The 15,681-nt window shown below is 73.4% G+C and carries 15 protein-coding genes; 4 read left to right on the top strand and 11 right to left on the bottom strand.

Translation table 11 applies throughout. From position 1 onward, the window contains the following. Positions 1-55 precede the first annotated feature (55 nt). Entirely contained in the window at positions 56-880 is an 825-nt protein-coding gene (gene otsB, locus SM577_RS14955; RefSeq protein ID WP_302918231.1) for a trehalose-phosphatase, read from the top strand. A gap of 39 nt (positions 881-919) precedes the next feature. Here the strand turns inward: otsB and SM577_RS14950 are convergent, their stop codons facing one another. From SM577_RS14950 to SM577_RS14935, 4 genes are all read right to left on the bottom strand, one after another. Next, the gene (locus SM577_RS14950) at positions 920-1,690 is read right to left on the bottom strand and encodes an isoprenyl transferase (protein ID WP_302918232.1); all 771 of its coding nucleotides are present in this window, start codon (positions 1,688-1,690) and stop codon (positions 920-922) included. 31 nt (positions 1,691-1,721) lie between these two features. Next, positions 1,722-2,864: a geranylgeranyl reductase family protein gene (locus SM577_RS14945; protein WP_474587126.1), complete on the bottom strand. Its 1,143-nt coding sequence runs from the start codon at positions 2,862-2,864 to the stop codon at positions 1,722-1,724. An 884-nt stretch (positions 2,865-3,748) separates the two neighbouring features. Then, a complete protein-coding gene (locus SM577_RS14940; protein WP_474587125.1) occupies positions 3,749-4,606 on the bottom strand; it encodes a hypothetical protein in 858 nt (285 codons plus the stop codon). 37 nt (positions 4,607-4,643) lie between these two features. Then, positions 4,644-6,488: a phosphoenolpyruvate carboxykinase (GTP) gene (locus SM577_RS14935; protein ID WP_302918235.1), complete on the bottom strand. Its 1,845-nt coding sequence runs from the start codon at positions 6,486-6,488 to the stop codon at positions 4,644-4,646. A gap of 428 nt (positions 6,489-6,916) precedes the next feature. Between SM577_RS14935 and SM577_RS14930 the strand changes: the two genes are divergently transcribed. Then, positions 6,917-7,465 carry a GtrA family protein gene (locus tag SM577_RS14930; protein WP_474587251.1) on the top strand — a complete coding sequence of 183 codons (549 nt, stop codon included), beginning with the start codon at positions 6,917-6,919 and terminating at the stop codon, positions 7,463-7,465. Positions 7,466-7,528: 63 nt separating this feature from the next. Then, positions 7,529-8,254 carry a GtrA family protein gene (locus SM577_RS14925; protein WP_302918237.1) on the top strand — a complete coding sequence of 242 codons (726 nt, stop codon included), beginning with the start codon at positions 7,529-7,531 and terminating at the stop codon, positions 8,252-8,254. A 61-nt stretch (positions 8,255-8,315) separates the two neighbouring features. Here SM577_RS14925 and SM577_RS14920 read toward each other — a convergent pair whose 3' ends face one another. Both SM577_RS14920 and SM577_RS14915 read right to left on the bottom strand, forming a co-directional pair. Continuing rightward, a complete protein-coding gene (locus tag SM577_RS14920; RefSeq protein WP_474587124.1) occupies positions 8,316-8,888 on the bottom strand; it encodes a PH domain-containing protein in 573 nt (190 codons plus the stop codon). Between the two features lie 171 nt (positions 8,889-9,059). Beyond that, the gene (locus SM577_RS14915; RefSeq protein ID WP_302918239.1) at positions 9,060-9,935 is read right to left on the bottom strand and encodes a biotin--[acetyl-CoA-carboxylase] ligase; all 876 of its coding nucleotides are present in this window, start codon (positions 9,933-9,935) and stop codon (positions 9,060-9,062) included. 105 nt (positions 9,936-10,040) lie between these two features. Here SM577_RS14915 and SM577_RS14910 point away from each other — a divergent pair, with 105 nt between their 5' ends. Next, entirely contained in the window at positions 10,041-11,624 is a 1,584-nt protein-coding gene (locus tag SM577_RS14910; RefSeq protein ID WP_302918240.1) for an acyl-CoA carboxylase subunit beta, read from the top strand. A 61-nt stretch (positions 11,625-11,685) separates the two neighbouring features. Here SM577_RS14910 and SM577_RS14905 read toward each other — a convergent pair whose 3' ends face one another. The 5 genes from SM577_RS14905 to SM577_RS14885 all read right to left on the bottom strand — a co-directional run bounded on the left by SM577_RS14905 (position 11,686) and on the right by SM577_RS14885 (position 15,605). Then, entirely contained in the window at positions 11,686-12,588 is a 903-nt protein-coding gene (locus SM577_RS14905) for a hypothetical protein (protein WP_302918241.1), read from the bottom strand. After that, on the bottom strand, positions 12,581-13,081 hold the full coding sequence (locus SM577_RS14900) for a SigE family RNA polymerase sigma factor (RefSeq protein ID WP_474587123.1): 501 nt from the start codon (positions 13,079-13,081) through the stop codon (positions 12,581-12,583). The genes SM577_RS14905 and SM577_RS14900 overlap by 8 nt, the downstream gene beginning before the upstream one ends. Before the next feature lie 63 nt (positions 13,082-13,144). After that, entirely contained in the window at positions 13,145-14,128 is a 984-nt protein-coding gene (locus tag SM577_RS14895) for a ketopantoate reductase family protein (protein WP_474587122.1), read from the bottom strand. Positions 14,129-14,158: 30 nt separating this feature from the next. Beyond that, the gene (locus tag SM577_RS14890; protein ID WP_302918244.1) at positions 14,159-14,767 is read right to left on the bottom strand and encodes a class I SAM-dependent DNA methyltransferase; all 609 of its coding nucleotides are present in this window, start codon (positions 14,765-14,767) and stop codon (positions 14,159-14,161) included. A gap of 94 nt (positions 14,768-14,861) precedes the next feature. Next, entirely contained in the window at positions 14,862-15,605 is a 744-nt protein-coding gene (locus tag SM577_RS14885; protein ID WP_474587121.1) for a M50 family metallopeptidase, read from the bottom strand. Positions 15,606-15,681 lie beyond the last annotated feature (76 nt).

Below are 15,681 nucleotides of genomic sequence, written 5' to 3'. Positions count from 1 at the left end.
AGGCCGCCTTTCCGGCCGAGGAATGACCCCTCGGAGCCGGGGTACGCTGTCGCGCGTGCCGCCGTTGAATCTGGGCAACCAGCAGCCGAGGACCCCGTTGGACGTCGACCAGGCGTGGCGGACGACCGCGCCCCGGGCGGCCGAGACCGTGCTCTTCTTCGACTTCGACGGCACCCTCGCCCCGGTGGGCGACGACCCGACCGCGGTGCGGCCGGCGCCGAAGGTGCTCGAGGCGATCGAGGCGCTCGCGCCGGCGGTCCGGCGGATCGCGATCGTCTCCGCCCGGCCGGTCGAGTTCCTCCGTGACCACTTCGGCGGGCTCACCGGCGTGGACCTGTACGGCCTCTACGGGCTGGAGCACAGCCACTCCGGTGGCGAGACGGTGACCGAGCCGGCCGCGCTGCCCTGGGTGCCGACCATGGCCGACCTGGCCGACCTGGCCCGGGCGGAGCTGCCGCCCGGCGCCCTGGTCGAGTACAAGCGGCTCTCCGTGGCGCTGCACTACCGCACCGCACCCCAGCTCGCCGCCGCCGTCGAGGAGTGGGGCCGGGCCCAGGCCGAGCGGCTCGGGCTGCGGATGCAGGCCGGCCGGATGGTGCTGGAGCTCAAGCCCCCGGTCGACCGGGACAAGGGGCTGGTGATCGGCGAGGTGATCCGGGACGCCGGAGCGGCCTGGTACTTCGGCGACGACGTCTCCGACATCAAGGCGTTCGCGGCGCTGCGCGCCCGGGTCGCCGCCGACCCGGCGTTCTACGGCGTCTGCGTCGCCGTGGCCAACCCGGAGACCGGCGACGAGGTGGCCTCAGCGGCCGACCTCACCATCGACTCCCCCGCCGCCCTGGGCGACTTCCTCACCCAGGCCGCCCACCACCTCCGCTGACCACGCCGCGCCGCCGGCGCCCCGAGTGCAGCCCGGCGGTCAGGCGCCGTAGCGGCGCTGGCGGTTGGCGTACGAGCGCAGGGCGCGGAGGAAGTCGATGTGCCGGAAGTCGGGCCAGTTGAGTTCGCAGAAGTAGAACTCGGAGTGCGCCGACTGCCAGAGCATGAAGTCGGAGAGGCGCTGCTCGCCGCTGGTGCGGATGACCAGGTCGGGGTCGGGCTGGCCGCGGGTGTAGAGGTGCTCGGCGATGTGCTCGACGTCCAGCACCTCGGCCAGCTCCTCGATGGTGCCGCCGGCGGCGGCGTGCTCCAGCAGCAGCGAGCGCACCGCGTCGGTGATCTCCCGCCGGCCGCCGTAGCCGACCGCGATGTTGACCTCGGCTCCGCCGCTGCGCTCCCGGGTGCGTTCCTCGGCCGCCTTGAGCGAGGCGGCGGTCTGCGCCGGGAGCACGTCGAGCGCGCCGACCATGCGCAGCCGCCAGGGGTTGCCCTCCTCGGCCAGCTCGACGACCAGGCGCTCGATGATCTCCAGCAGCGGGTCCAGCTCGCTGGCCGGCCGGCGCAGGTTGTCGGTGGCGAGCAGATAGAGCGTGACGTGCGCGATCCCGGCCTGGTCACACCAGCCCAGCACGTGCTTGATCTTGGCGGCGCCGACCCGGTGCCCGTCGTTCGGGTCGACGAAGCCCATCTCCTTGGCCCACCGACGGTTGCCGTCGCACATCACGCCGACGTGCCGGGGCACCGGCTTGCCCGCGAGCTTCGCCGTCAGCCGGCGCTCGTACACGGAGTAGAGAAGGTTCCGCAGCGTCATCACCTTGCAGCGTAGCGACCTGCCGGGCCGATCACGGCCCCGGAGCCCGTTCCCACGCCGACAGACCGATGACGATCATGCCCAGCGTCCGCGCGTCCAGCCGGCCGTCGCCCAGCCCCAGCTCGACGATGGCCCGGTAGGTCCGGTCGTCGCGGCGAGCCGCGCGGACCGCCGCGTCGACCACCCGCCGCCGCCGGGCCAGCCAGGCCGCGACCGAACTGTGCCGCAGGTGGGTGCCGAGGCGGCGGCGCAGCGCGGCGGCGTACCGGCGGCCGGCCTGCTCGGGGGCGCCGGCCGCCGCCGCGCCGGCCAGCGCGCCGGAGAGCAGGGCGTAGAAGATCCCCTCGCCGGTGAACGGGTTGATCAGCGAGAGCGCGTCGCCGGCGAGCACCACCCGGCCCCGGCCGGGCGGCGGGCGGTGGGTGGACAGCGGCAGGTGGTGGGCGCGCAGGTCACCGACCGTGGCCGGGTCCGTCCCGGGCAGCAGCGCGCCGAGCCGGTCGAGCAGGTGGGCGCGGGTCAGCGGCTCGCCGCGCAACACCTCCCCGTACCCGACGTTCGCCCGGCCGTCGCCGATCGGGAACGACCAGGCGTACGCCGGCCAGCGCGGCGCCGAGGTGACGATGAGCTGCTCGGGCGGGCCGGGCAGCGCCGGGGCGTACCCCCGGATGGCCAGCGCCAGGTGCCGGTCGGGGTTCACCGGGTGGCCCAGCGCCCGCCGCACCACCGACCCGGCGCCGTCCGCCCCCACCACGGCCCGCGCGGACAGTTCGCCGTCGAGCACCACCCGGTCGGCGCGGACCTCGACCCGGCGCACCGCGTGGCGGCGCAGCCGCGCGCCGGCCGCCACCGCCGCCGCCACCAGCCGGGCGTCGAAGACCGCCCGGGGCACCGTGTACGCGGGCCGGGGCAGCGCCCGGGCCACCGCGCCGCCGCCCGGGCCGATCAGCCGCAACGCCGGCAGCGGCGGGTACCCGGCGACCGCGTCGGGCACCCCGAGTTCGGCGAGCACGTCCAGCGCGTGCGCGGCGACGCCGTCCCCGCACGCCTTGTCCCGCGGGAAGTCGGCCCGGTCCAGCAGCAGCACCCGCGCGCCTCGGCGGCGGGCCGCCAGGGCGGCGGCCGACCCGGCCGGGCCGGCCCCGACCACCACCACGTCGAACTCGTCGCTCACCGCGTCGCCTCCCTCCGGCCCGCGGCTCGGCTACGCCCGGGCCCTGTGCGCTGCGTGCACGTCACCCGGCGTCCCCCACACCGGCGGCTCCCACCGGCCATCCTGCCCCGCGCACGCTCACGATCGCCGATACCGCACCGGGCCCTGTCCCTCGTTTTCGCTGATCGGGCCGGCCCTCACCCGGCCGCTGTCGACCTTCCCGTCGCACGGCCGCACGGGCTTCCGCCGAGGCGGTCGAAAGCGGGTCCGTCCGCAGGGCGATGCACGGCGACCGGTCGTTTCCCCGCATACGCAGCAGTCCCCCGCCCGGTCTCAGCGCTCCACCACCGCACCACGCGACGGCAACCGCACCACGCGACGGCTAACCGCACCACGCCGACGGCTACCACACCACGCGACGGCTACCACACCACGCGACGGCGAACTGGTCACCCGGCGGCTGGCCCAGCGCCACCTCGACGCCGGCGAGCGGGTCTGGCGTCTCCCCGTGGTGGCTGGCGGGGCTGGCCCCGGCCGGCTGGCAGGTGCCTACCCCCTCCCCCAGACGCTTCAGAGCTGCCCCGTCTGTGAGGGCATGCGGGGGTGAGCGCGAACGCGAGGATCGGGTCGCCAGCCATAGGACCGGGCGCCAGCCCAGAGGACCGGGCCCCAGCCCGAAGGACCAGGCCCCAGCCCGAAGGGCCGGTCGCCGGCCACTGGTCCCATGGACGGGGCAGCTCTGAAGCGCACCGACCGCACTCGTGGTGTTCCCGCTGGCGGTGGTCGCCCGGGGCGTCGCACCGCCGGGTCAGCGCCACCGGTCGGGACCGGCCGGCACCCGTCCCGTCGCGTTCAGGCCGGGCCGGTGCGCTTGACGCGGGTGGCATGCCACAGGCCGTAGAAGGTCAGGCCGGGGCGGTGCGCTCGGCGCGGGTGGCGCGCCACAGGCCGTAGAAGGTCAGGGCGGCCGCGGCGACCAGCGGGCCGCCGTCGCGGACCAGGCCGTCCACGCCGAGCAGCCACCAGCACAGGGGCATGTCGACGGCGAGCACGACGAGGGTGACCACCACCAGCAGGCTGCGGGCCCACCGCTTGCCGCGCATCAGGAAGGCGGTGCAGAGCAGCACCGCGTAGCTGGTAGCGATGCCGGCGCCGAACCAGAGCAGCACCGCCGGCGCGGCGATCAGCCGGCCGTCCAGGATCGCGGCGGCGGCCACCAGCGCCGGGACCAGCATCAGCGGGCTGTAGGTGAACGCGGCCACGCGGCTGGTCAGCAGCCAGCCGCTGACCTGCGGGCGGCGGGGCGGGGTCTCCCGCCAGGAGATTCCCGACCGGTCGATGACCAGCCGGGGCCGGTGCCGCACCAGGTGCCCGGCCAGCGCCGGCGAGCGGTAGAGCAGCCAGACCACGGCGGCGCAGAGTGCGCTGAGCACGGCGAAGCCGACCAGGCCCGGCAGCGGCGGCACCCCCTGCCGGGGCACGATCAGCCGGCCGACCGCGAAGACCGTGGTCACCGCGAGGATCAGCCCGAACGGGCGGGCCACCGTCCGGCCGCGCCGGACGTGCCCGATCAGCAGCAGGAAACCCAGCGAGCGCAGCATCGCCCAGCCGGTCCGGACGGCCAGCCCGAAGCCCTGCTCCGGGGCGTACCACCAGTTGAGCAGCTCGACCGCGACGGTGGCCGCCGCGGTCAGCGCGAGCAGCGCGGTCAGCGCCCGGACGGCGGACGGCCGCCGGACCTCGGTCTCGGCGGCCGTCCTCATGGGATCCGATGGTGCCCGGTACGGGCAACCGTCACACCTACCTGCGCGGCTGCTCGGCGTCCAGCCGGGCGCGCAGCGCGTCCAGCTCGGCCCAGAGCACACCGGGCAGCTTGTCGCCGAACTTCTCGAACCACTCGGTGACCAGCGGCAGCTCGTTGCGCCACTCCTCCGGGTCCACCTTGAGCGCGATCCGGACGTCCTCCGGGGTCATGTCCAGGCCCTCGACGTCGAGCGCGTCCGGCGCCGGCACCATGCCGATCGGGGTCTCCACCGCCTCGGCGCGTCCCTCGATCCGCTCGATGATCCACTTGAGCACCCGGGAGTTCTCGCCGAAGCCGGGCCAGAGGAAGTTGCCCTCCGGGTCCTTGCGGAACCAGTTGACGTAGTAGATCTTCGGCAGCTTGGACTCGTCGCCGTCGGCGCCCTTGCCCATCTCGATCCAGTGCCGGAAGTAGTCACCGGCGTGGTAGCCGATGAACGGCAGCATCGCCATCGGGTCGCGCCGGACCACGCCGACCGCGCCGGAGGCGGCGGCGGTGGTCTCCGAGGAGAGCGTGGCGCCCATGTAGACACCGTGCACCCAGTCGCGCGCCTCGGTCACCAGCGGGACGGTGTCCCGGCGGCGGCCACCGAAGAGGATCGCGTCGATCGGCACGCCGTTCGGGTCGTAGTAGTCCTCGGCGAGGATCGGGCACTGCGTGATCGGGGTGCAGAACCGGCTGTTCGCGTGCGAGGAGAGGCTGTCGCTCTCCGGCGTCCAGTCGTTGCCCTTCCAGTCGATCAGGTGTGCCGGCGGCTCGCCCATGCCCTCCCACCAGATGTCCCCGTCGTCGGTCAGGGCCACGTTGGTGAAGATGGAGTTGCCGCGGTCCAGCGTCCGCATCGCGTTGGCGTTGGTCTTCCAGTCGGTGCCCGGCGCGACGCCGAAGAGGCCGTACTCGGGGTTGATCGCGTAGAGGCGGCCGTCCGGGCCGAACCGCATCCAGGCGATGTCGTCACCGATCGTCTCGACCTTCCAGCCCGGGATGGTCGGCTCCAGCATGGCGAGGTTGGTCTTGCCGCAGGCCGACGGGAAGGCGCCGGCGATGTGGTAGACCCGGCCCTCCGGCGAGGTGATCTTCAGGATCAGCATGTGCTCGGCGAGCCAGCCCTCGTCCCGTCCCATCACGCTGGCGATCCGCAGCGAGTAGCACTTCTTGCCGAGCAGCGAGTTGCCGCCGTAGCCGGAGCCGAAGGACCAGATCTCCCGGGTCTCCGGGAAGTGCGAGATGTACTTGGTCTCGTTGCACGGCCACGCCACGTCCTGCTGGCCCGGGGCGAGCGGGGCGCCGATGGAGTGCAGCGCGTGGACGAAGTCCGCGTCGTCGCCCATCGCCTCCAGGATCTTCGACCCCATCCGGGTCATGATGCGCATCGAGGCGACCACGTACGGGCTGTCGGTGATCTCCACGCCGAACATGGGGTTCTCGGCCTCGACCGGACCCATGCAGAACGGGATGACGTACATCGTGCGGCCGCGCATCGACCCGCGGTAGAGCTCCGTCATCGTCCGCTTCATCTCGGCCGGCGCCATCCAGTTGTTGGTGGGGCCGGCGTCCGCCTCGTCGACGGAGCAGATGAAGGTGCGCTCCTCGACCCGGGCGACGTCCGTCGGGTCGGTGCGCGCGTAGAACGAGTTGGGCTTCTTCTCGGGGTTGAGCCGGATCAGGGTGCCAGCCTCGACCAGTTCATCGGTGAGCCGACGCCATTCCTCGTCGGAACCGTCCACCCAGACCACCCGGTCGGGGGTGGTCAGTTCGGCGACCTCACGGACCCAGGCGAGAAGTTTGGGGTGGGACGTCGGGGCCTGATCGATACCCCGAACGGTAGCCGGAGCAACCATGACACATCTCCTTGTGGTCGACGCTGACCGGTGTATGGGATGCACGAGTCTCGGCGGCGCGATGCGTCGCCTTCGTGGAAACCTGGGATTGGGCTCAGCGTAAACCGGTGGACCTCGCCAGTCAGTGGTACTGGTTGTGAAGAACTGCACAAGGTACGGTCACGCTGCGGCATCACGAGCTAATACCCGCTTTCGCGCGCAGTTTCACGCAAATCCTGTCGCGCACCCTCGACCGACGGCGGATCGGTGACCCGCCGGGGCGTCGCGGTACGACCCGGCTCACGCCGGCTGGTTACCCGCGAATCGACGCCGGATTCCCCTCCCGACGGTTACGCTCCGTTCATCGACATCGCACCCGCCGAGGCGGCTCGCCGTTGCTACCCGTACCGGGTGACGGCAGCCGGTACGCTCGCTCCGTGGCCGCGACGATGACCGGGGAGCCGAGCTCCCGGCAGGAGCCGAGCTCCCGGGGGAACCGCCGGGGTCTCGTCCGCTCGCTGCTCGACCGGTTCGGTCATCTCGTCCGGGAGATGAGCAAGTTCGCCACGGTGGGCGGGATCGCCTTCCTCATCGACTTCGCGCTCTTCAACTACCTGACCGGCGTACGCGACGTCGAGCCGGTCATCGGGAAGACCATCTCGACGGTCATCGCGGCCACTGTCGCCTTCCTGGGCAACCGGTTCTGGACGTGGCGGCACCGCAGGGGGGCCAACCCGGCCCGCGAGTACGCACTGTTCTTCTTCTTCAACGGGGTGGGCCTGGGCATCGCGGTCGCCTGCCTCGCGGTGAGCCGTTACGGGCTCGGCAGCATCTGGCCGGAGGTGTTCCAGACCCCGCTGGCGGACAACATCGCCAGCTTCATCGTGGGCACCGGCCTCGGCACGCTGTTCCGATTCTGGTCGTACCGACGGTTCGTCTTCGTGGAAGCGGGAACTCCGGCCGTTCCGGAAGTGACGCACGACCGACCCGAGGCGTGACCTGCCGCCCACCTCGTCCGGCCGGCCCCTGCCGGCCCCGTCCACTGGCCTAAGGTGTTCCGCATGCGTCTTGTCCGTCTGCTGCCCGAGCGCTGGCAGAAGTTCATCCACGAGGCGCTCAAATTCGGCATCGTCGGCGGCATCAACACCGTCATCAATTACGCGGTGTTCAATGCGCTGGCACTCACCGTTTTTGTCGACGGTCAACTCAAGGCCACGGTCATCGCCACCGTGGTGGCGACGATCACGTCGTATCTGATGAACCGGCACTGGACGTACCGCGACCGTCCGAAATCGGCCCTACGGCGCGAATACGCCCTGTTCTTCCTGTTCAATGCGACCGGCCTGCTCATCGAGTTGGGCGTGCTCGCCCTGGCCAAGTACGGCCTCGGCGTGACCAGCCTGCTCGCGTTGAACGTGGCCAAGACCGGCGGCGTGCTGCTGGCCACGCTGTTCCGGTTCTGGTCGTACCGCACCTTCGTCTTCCAGCCGGCCCCGGCGCCGGCCGAGCAGACCTGGCACAGCATCCCGCGCGACGAGTGGGACACCATGGCCGAGATGGACCCGGTGGCCGAGCTGGCCGAGTCGATCTCCGAGCTGGAGGAGGTCCAGCCGCCACCGGCCGGCGGGAGACGCGCACCGGCCGCCGAACCGGCGCCCGGCCCGGGCGCCCCGGTGCAGGGCCGCCCGGTGCCGCTCGACGCCGGCGTCGGCGCCCTGGACCGCGAGCTCGAGGCCGAACTCGCCGCCGAACTCCAGGCCACCTCCCGCCGCACGCCACGCCGCTGACCCGAAGCCGCCGCGCGCCCACCGGCCCGGGAGCCGGGGGCGAGCGGAGATCAGGCGGGTGTCAGGTGGTGGGATCGCGCAGCGGCTTGCCCTCGTTGAGGTCGGCGAGGATGTCGCGCACTTCGGCGTCGCCGAGCGAGTGCTTGTCGTGGTGCGCCTCGACCAGCTCGTAGAGCTTGGTCTGGACCTGGCCCACCCGGGGCACGTCGTGGAGCACGGACTGGCCGCGCTCGCCGGCCGACTCGATGGTCAGCGTGCCGCAGCCGAGCAGCCGCTCGACGAAGCGCTGGTTCATCGCGTGGTCGTTGATCCGGGTGAGCGGGATGTCGCGGCGGTCCCGGGAGAGCACCCCCTGCTGGAGCAGCACCCGCTCGTTGGTGAACAGGTAGTGCGTGGTGCGCCAGACCAGGAACGGCCAGAGCGCCAGCCAGAGCACCGCCACCAGGGCCAGCACCCCGATCACGGCGAGCGCGATCGACCCACCCCCGCCGGACGGCAGCAGGACCACACCGGCCACCACCGCGCCGACGGCGAGCACCAGCACCGCCACCGGCCGGATCAGGGCCTTCCAGTGCGGGTGCAGATGCAGCACGACGTGCTCGTCCTCGGTGAGCACGTCTTCGGGGAACGCCACGGGAACCTCCTCGCAGGAACAGTCGCGCTGACCGTAACCGCTCGACCCGCGCCCGGACATCAGCCGCGCGGGCGGCACGTCCCGCCACGCGCGATCGTGCACTCGCCGGCCCTCGCTCGGGCTTTCATCCCTTTCGCCGCGGCGTCAACCGCACGATCGCGGGCAGTGGGGTCACCGCAGGTGGAGGACGTCGCCGGCGGCCAGGTGGCGCTCACCGGTCGCGGTGCGGAGGAGGAGTTGGCCGTCCGGGTCGACGCCGGTGGCCAGGCCGGTGACGTCCGTCCCGTCCGGCAGCAGCACCTTCACCTCCTTGCCGACCGTGACGCAGGCGGCCAGGTACGCGTCACGCAGCCCGCTGGCCACCGCGTCGCCACCGGCGGTGCGCCAGCGGTCGTACCAGTCGGCGACCGCGCGCAGCAGGGCCCGCAGCAGCGGATCCCGGTCGGTCGCCGCCGCGCCCGCCAGCTGGAGCGAGGTGGCGGGCAGCCCGGTCGGGTTCGCCGGCAGCTCGTCGGCGCGCAGCGTGACGTTCAGCCCGACGCCGAGCACGATCGCGGGCGGCTCACCGGCCCGGGACGCCGGCACCGCCTCGGCGAGGATCCCGGCGCACTTCGCGTCGCCGACCAGCAGGTCGTTCGGCCACTTCAGGCCGGCGTCCAGCTCCGCCAGCAGGGCCACCGCCTCGACCAGCGCCACCCCGGCCAGCAGCGGCAGCCAGCCGTACCCGGTCGAGGGCGCCGCCGGCCAGCCGCGCTCGGGGACGGCCTCGCCGGGCCGGAGCAGCACGCTGGTCGCGATGCCGGCGCGCGGCGGCGACTGCCAGACCCGGCCCCGGCGGCCACGCCCGGCGGTCTGCCGCTCGGCGACCACGACCAGGCCCTCCGGCTCGCCGGCCTGCGCCGCCTGCGCCGCGTCGGCGTTGGTCGAGCCGGTCTCCGCCCGCAGCTCCAGCCGGTTCCACGGCCCGTACGGGGCGACCAGCGCCCGCCGCAGCCGCGCCGCCGACAGCGGCGGGCGGTCCAGATCGGTGTACGGCGAGCCCGGCATTCCGCCAGCCTACGGCCCGCCCGTCGGCGGCTCGCCGGGTCGCCCCGACGAAGCTGAGGCGAACTGCACAGCGGCGACGACCTGAACCATCGTTATATTCCCTGGGTGACTACCGAGACCGGGATCAACATCCACAGCACCGCGGGCAAGCTGGCGGACCTGGAGCGCCGGGTCGACGAGGCGGTGCACGCCGGATCGGCGCGCGCCGTGGAGAAGCAGCACGCGCGGGGCAAGAAGACCGCCCGCGAGCGGATCGAGCTGCTGCTCGACGAGGGCTCGTTCGTCGAGCTGGACGAGCTGGCCCGGCACCGGTCCACCAACTTCGGGCTGGAGAGGACCCGCCCGTACGGCGACGGCGTCATCACCGGCTACGGCACCATCGACGGCCGGCAGGTGTGCGTCTTCGCCCAGGACTTCACGGTCTTCGGCGGCTCCCTCGGCGAGGTCTTCGGCGAGAAGATCGTCAAGGTGATGGACCTGGCCATGAAGATCGGCTGCCCGGTCATCGGCATCAACGACTCCGGCGGCGCCCGGATCCAGGAGGGCGTCGCCTCGCTCGGCCTCTACGGCGAGATCTTCTTCCGCAACGTGCGGGCCAGCGGCGTCATCCCGCAGATCTCCCTGATCATGGGCCCGTGCGCGGGCGGCGCTGTCTACTCCCCGGCGGTCACCGACTTCACAGTGATGGTCGACCAGACCTCGCACATGTTCATCACCGGCCCGGACGTCATCAAGACGGTCACCGGCGAGGACGTGGCGATGGAGGACCTGGGCGGCGCCCGGACGCACAACACCCGCAGCGGCAACGCGCACTACCTCGCCACCGACGAGGAGGACGCGATCGAGTACGTCAAGGCGCTGCTGTCGTACCTGCCGTCGAACAACCTGGACGAGCCGGTGGTCTACCCCGTGGACGTCGACCTCGACGTCACGGACTCCGACCGGGAACTGGACACCCTGATCCCGGACTCGGCGAACCAGCCGTACGACATGCACCGGGTCATCGAGCACGTCCTCGACGACGGCGAGTTCCTGGAGGTCCAGCCGCTCTACGCGCAGAACCTCGTGATCGGCTACGGCCGGGTCGAGGGACGGCCGGTCGGTGTGGTGGCCAACCAGCCGATGCACTTCGCCGGCACGCTGGACATCGCCGCCAGCGAGAAGGCCGCCCGCTTCGTGCGCACCTGCGACGCGTTCAACATCCCGGTGCTGACCTTCGTCGACGTGCCCGGCTTCCTGCCCGGCACCGGCCAGGAGTGGGACGGCATCATCCGCCGCGGGGCCAAGCTCATCTACGCGTACGCCGAGGCCACCGTCCCGAAGGTCACCGTCATCACCCGCAAGGCGTACGGCGGGGCGTACGACGTGATGGGCTCCAAGCACCTCGGCGCGGACCTGAACTTCGCCTGGCCGACCGCGCAGATCGCGGTGATGGGCGCGCAGGGCGCGGTGAACATCCTCTACCGGCAGGAACTGGCCGCCGCCGAGGACCCGGCCGCGGTCCGCGCCGAGAAGATCGCCGAGTACGAGGACACCCTGGCCAACCCGTACATCGCCGCCGAGCGCGGCTACGTCGACTCGGTGATCCCGCCGCACGAGACCCGCGCCCAGATCGTCCGCGCCCTGCGGGTCCTGCGGACCAAGCGGGAGACCCTGCCGCCCAAGAAGCACGGCAACATCCCGCTCTGAGCACCGTCCCGCCGCGCGGCTTCCGGAGTTGCCCGGCGGCCGCGCGGATCGTCGCCGGCGGTCAGCAGGCGGGGTTGGCGGCCACGCACATCCGGCGCGCCGCGGTCCGGCCCAGCGCCTCCAGTTCGGCGTGGCTGAGGCCGCGGTCGGGGCGGTTGCCGTCGACCGTGTCCGCCACGGTGTCCGGGCCGGTCGCCACCACGGTGACCAGGTCGCCGACGCGCACCACCATGGTGACCTCGACCGGCGGGGTCTCGGCCATCGGCTTGCCGGCCGGGCGGGTGCGCGGCGCCAGCGGCACGTGGCGCACCATCACCGACTCTTCGCCGGCGAAGCCGCTGACCGGCGCCTCCCACCGGTGGGTCTGCACGGTCGGCACGACCCGGCCGTTCAGCACGGCGGAACCGTCGAACTCCCACTCCGCGCAGGCGTGCAGCAGCAGCTTGACCAGGCCGAAGACCGCCAGGCTCTGGCCCGGCTCGACCCGGTAGACGTCCTGGGTGAGCAGCGGGCGCTGGCGCTTGGCGTCGGCCGCCGCCGGCAGCAGGGTCTGCGACCGCGAGTAGCGGGAGGTGGGGGCGGTCGACGGGACGCCGCGCTCGCGCCCGCAGGACTCCAGCATCGGGTCGAGGCGCACCGGCTCCCGCAGGCCGGCCTCACCGAGTCGGGTGCCGGTCTTCAGCGGCACGTCCCCCGGGTCGAGCAGGGCCTCCTGCGGAATCTCGGCCCGCCCGGCGGTCGCCGGCGGCACGGGGGCGGCGGCGACCAGGGGCTCCGGCGACACCGACCGCCCGGCCGCCACGTACGCGGAGCCCGACATCACGGCGAGCACGGCGGTCGCCGCCAGCACCGCGGTGCGGCGGCTGCGCCGGCGGGCCCGGGCCCGGATCTCGGCCGGCTCCGGCCAGTCGACCTCCCGCAGCGCGCGGTTCAGCCGTTCGACGACCGTCACGTCCTCACGCATCGGCGGCCTCCTCCAGGTCAACGACGGCGAGCAGCCCGGCGAGCGCGGCCCGCCCCCGGGAGAGTCGGGCCTTGACCGTGCCGACCGGGGCGGCCGTCTCCCGGGCCACCTCGGCGACCGGCATCCCGAGCAGGTAGTAGAGCGCGATCGCGGTGCGCTGCTCCTCGGGCAGCCGGCGCAGCGCGGCGACCACCTCGACGGTGTCGGTGTCCGGCCCGGGGACGCTCTCGATGGCGCCGTGCCGCAGGTAGGCCCGCGCCCGGCTGCGCAGGCTGCGCCACCGGCTCACCGCGATCCGGGACGCCACCACCCGCACCCACGCCTCCGGTTCGTCGTACCGGCTCACCGTCGACCAGCGCTGCCAGGCCCGGATGTACGCCTCCTGGACCGCGTCCTGGGCCTCGGCGAAGTCGCCGGTGAGCACGTAGACGAAGCCGAGCAGCCGTTGCCGGCTGCCGCGGTAGAACTCGTCGAACTCGTCGACGTCCGACACCTGGTTACCTCCCCCGTGGCGGTCCCAGGGGACACGCGCGAACCGGTGCCGTCGGTTGCCGGCTCAGCCGATCATCTTCGTCAACTCGGCGAGCGGGAACCCGCCGGCCGGGATCCGCTCCCGTACCGCGCGGCGGACCGCCACCTGCACCGCGGCGTTAACCGGCGTCGGTACGCCGTGCAGCCGGCCGAGCAGGACGATCTCGCCGTTGAGGTGGTCGGCCTCGGCCGAGCCGGCGCCGCGGGCGAGGCTCTGCCAGGTGGAGCCGCCGGCCCGTTCCTCCCCGCCGACCGGGCGGTGCCGGACCAGGTCACCCCGCTCGGCCGCCTCCTCGGCCCGGCTGGTGTACCCGATGCCGGCGGCGACGAGCACCGCCTCGGCCTCGGCGCGCACCCGGTCGGCGAGGTCCTCCGGGATGTCCCGGCCGAGCAGCGCCTGCAGGCCGTTGCCGAGGTTGGCCAGCAGCTTGCCGTACTTCCAGCGCATCACGTCGTCGCGGACCGGGGCCACGAAACCGGCGCCGGTCAGGTCGGCGGCGACGGCCCGGTCGACCGCGTCCGAGCCGGTGGGGTAGCGGCCCAGGTGGAGCATCCCCGGGTGCGGGTGGCCGTTGGCCACCACCAGTCCCGGTTCCAGGTGGGTGGCGGGCAGCCAGACGCAGACCGGGTGCACCGCGGCGAAGAGCCGCAGCGCGGCCGGTTCGTTGGCCACCCCGTTCTGCGCGGTGAACAGCGGCAGCCGCTCCCCCGCCGTACCGCCGCCGGCCACCGGGGCGTCCGCCCAGGTGGCGAGCGCGCCGGCGGTGTCCTGCGACTTGACGGTCAGCACCAGCACGGTGTCCGCGGGCAATGGGCGATCCCCGGGCCGGTCCACGGCGGGCAGCCGGGCGGTCTGCTCGCGCTCCGGTTGGCGCAGGGTGAGACCGCGCTGCCGGATCACGTCCAGATGCGCGCCGCGGGCCACCAGGGTGACGTCGTGGCCGGCCTCCGCCAGCCGTACGCCGATGGTGCCGCCGACCGCGCCCGCCCCGATGATCACATATCGCACGGGGCCATTCTGCCTGGTGCCCGGCGCGGCTCAGCAGGCGGCGACGGCCAGGACGGCCAGCCACGACTCGCCGACCGGCGAGCTGTCCCGTTCCCGGCGCAGCGGAACGAGGCCGGCGCCGGCGAGCACCGCCTCGATCTCGGGGAGCCGGTAGCGGGCGAAGTAGCGGTCGACCGCCTCGCCGGGCCAGCGTTCCCAGCGCTCGCCGTCGCCCTCCTTGAGGCTGAGCAGCAGCGGGCACCCCGGGCGCAGCACCCGGCGGACACCGGCCAGTGCGGCCGGCGCGTCGGCCTTCGGCAGGTGCAGCAGCGACGCCGAGCACCAGACGCCGCCCAGGGTGGCCGGCCGGAACGGCAGCCGGAGCAGATCGCCCTGCACCAGCGGCACCGACACCCGGGCGCGGGCGCGGGCCAGCATCCCGGCCGACAGGTCCAGCCCGACGCCGGCGAGCCCCAGCCCGGCCAGGAACGCCAGGTCCCGGCCCGGGCCGCAGCCCAGGTCGAGCACCGGCCCGTCGACCCGGGCGCGGAAGTCGTCGACCAGCGCCCGGTAGGTCGCCGGCACCTCGGGGTTCCGGGCGTCGAAGTCCGCCGCGATCCGGTCGTACGCCGCCCGGTTCCGCTCGATCAGCTCGGTCATCCTCGTCTCCTGCCGTCGTTCGTGCCGGGCACCGATGCTCGTGCCGGTGACCCGCTTCCGTGCCGGTCGCCGGCGGCCACGGGCGACCGTGGGGTCAGAGGGTGAGGCCGGCGTCGGTGAGGATCGGGCCGGCCAGCAGGAGCGCGCCGGCGGCCAGGGTGGCCAGGTTGACCAGCGCGAACACGGTCACCCAGAAGAACGCCGGCAGCGGGGTGATGCCGGCCAGTTGGTCGGCGTCGGATTCCGGCATCCGGCCCCGGCCGCGCAGCCGTTGCAGCTCCAGCACCGGCCGCACGCCGCCGAGCAGCAGGAACCACACCCCGGTGTACGCGAACGCGGCCTGCACCTGTGGCGAGGCGTACCAGGAGACGGCGAACACCAGCCCACCGGTGACCAGCAGCGACAGCACCCCGAACACGTTGCGGATCATGACCAGCATGGCGAGCAGCAGCACCACGGCGACCCAGAGCAGCAGGGTGATCCGGTTGCCGCCGAGCAGCCACGCTCCGGCCAGCCCGACCAGCGGCGGGGCGAGGTAGCCGGCGAGCAGCGTGAGGATCATGCCGGGGCCGGTGGGCCGGCCGGCCGAGAGGGTCAGCCCCGAGGTGTCCGAGTGCAGCCGGATGCCGCGTAGCCGACGGCCGGTGAGCAGGGCGGCCAGCGCGTGACCCCCCTCGTGCGCGATGGTGACCGCGTTGCGGGCGATCCGCCAGGGCAGCCGGGTCGAGACCACCACCAGCGCGACGGCGGCGGTGAGCAGCACCAGCAGCGGTGGCGGATCCGGCTGCGCCCCCAGGAGGCGGTCCCAGATCCCGGTCAACCCGTCGATCGACACCATGGGGCGCGAGCCTACCGGCCCGTTCAGGTGTCCACCGCGGTCCGTCGGCTCGTATCGTGTGAGACTGACGGGTGGC

It is taken from the genome of Micromonospora desertarenae (assembly GCF_056150265.1).
This window is presented reverse-complemented; position numbering and strand designations above follow the sequence as displayed.

What these genes read in the sequence shown, in the direction of transcription:
- SM577_RS14930 (WP_474587251.1), top strand. Translation starts at nt 6,917, where the DNA reads ATGACCGGGGAGCCGAGCTCCCGGCAGGAGCCGAGCTCCCGGGGGAAC.
- SM577_RS14940 (WP_474587125.1), bottom strand. Translation starts at nt 4,606, where the DNA reads ATGAGGACGGCCGCCGAGACCGAGGTCCGGCGGCCGTCCGCCGTCCGG.
- SM577_RS14890 (WP_302918244.1), bottom strand. Translation starts at nt 14,767, where the DNA reads ATGACCGAGCTGATCGAGCGGAACCGGGCGGCGTACGACCGGATCGCG.
- SM577_RS14915 (WP_302918239.1), bottom strand. Translation starts at nt 9,935, where the DNA reads ATGCCGGGCTCGCCGTACACCGATCTGGACCGCCCGCCGCTGTCGGCG.
- SM577_RS14885 (WP_474587121.1), bottom strand. Translation starts at nt 15,605, where the DNA reads ATGGTGTCGATCGACGGGTTGACCGGGATCTGGGACCGCCTCCTGGGG.
- SM577_RS14950 (WP_302918232.1), bottom strand. Translation starts at nt 1,690, where the DNA reads ATGACGCTGCGGAACCTTCTCTACTCCGTGTACGAGCGCCGGCTGACG.
- SM577_RS14935 (WP_302918235.1), bottom strand. Translation starts at nt 6,488, where the DNA reads ATGGTTGCTCCGGCTACCGTTCGGGGTATCGATCAGGCCCCGACGTCC.
- SM577_RS14925 (WP_302918237.1), top strand. Translation starts at nt 7,529, where the DNA reads ATGCGTCTTGTCCGTCTGCTGCCCGAGCGCTGGCAGAAGTTCATCCAC.
- SM577_RS14905 (WP_302918241.1), bottom strand. Translation starts at nt 12,588, where the DNA reads ATGCGTGAGGACGTGACGGTCGTCGAACGGCTGAACCGCGCGCTGCGG.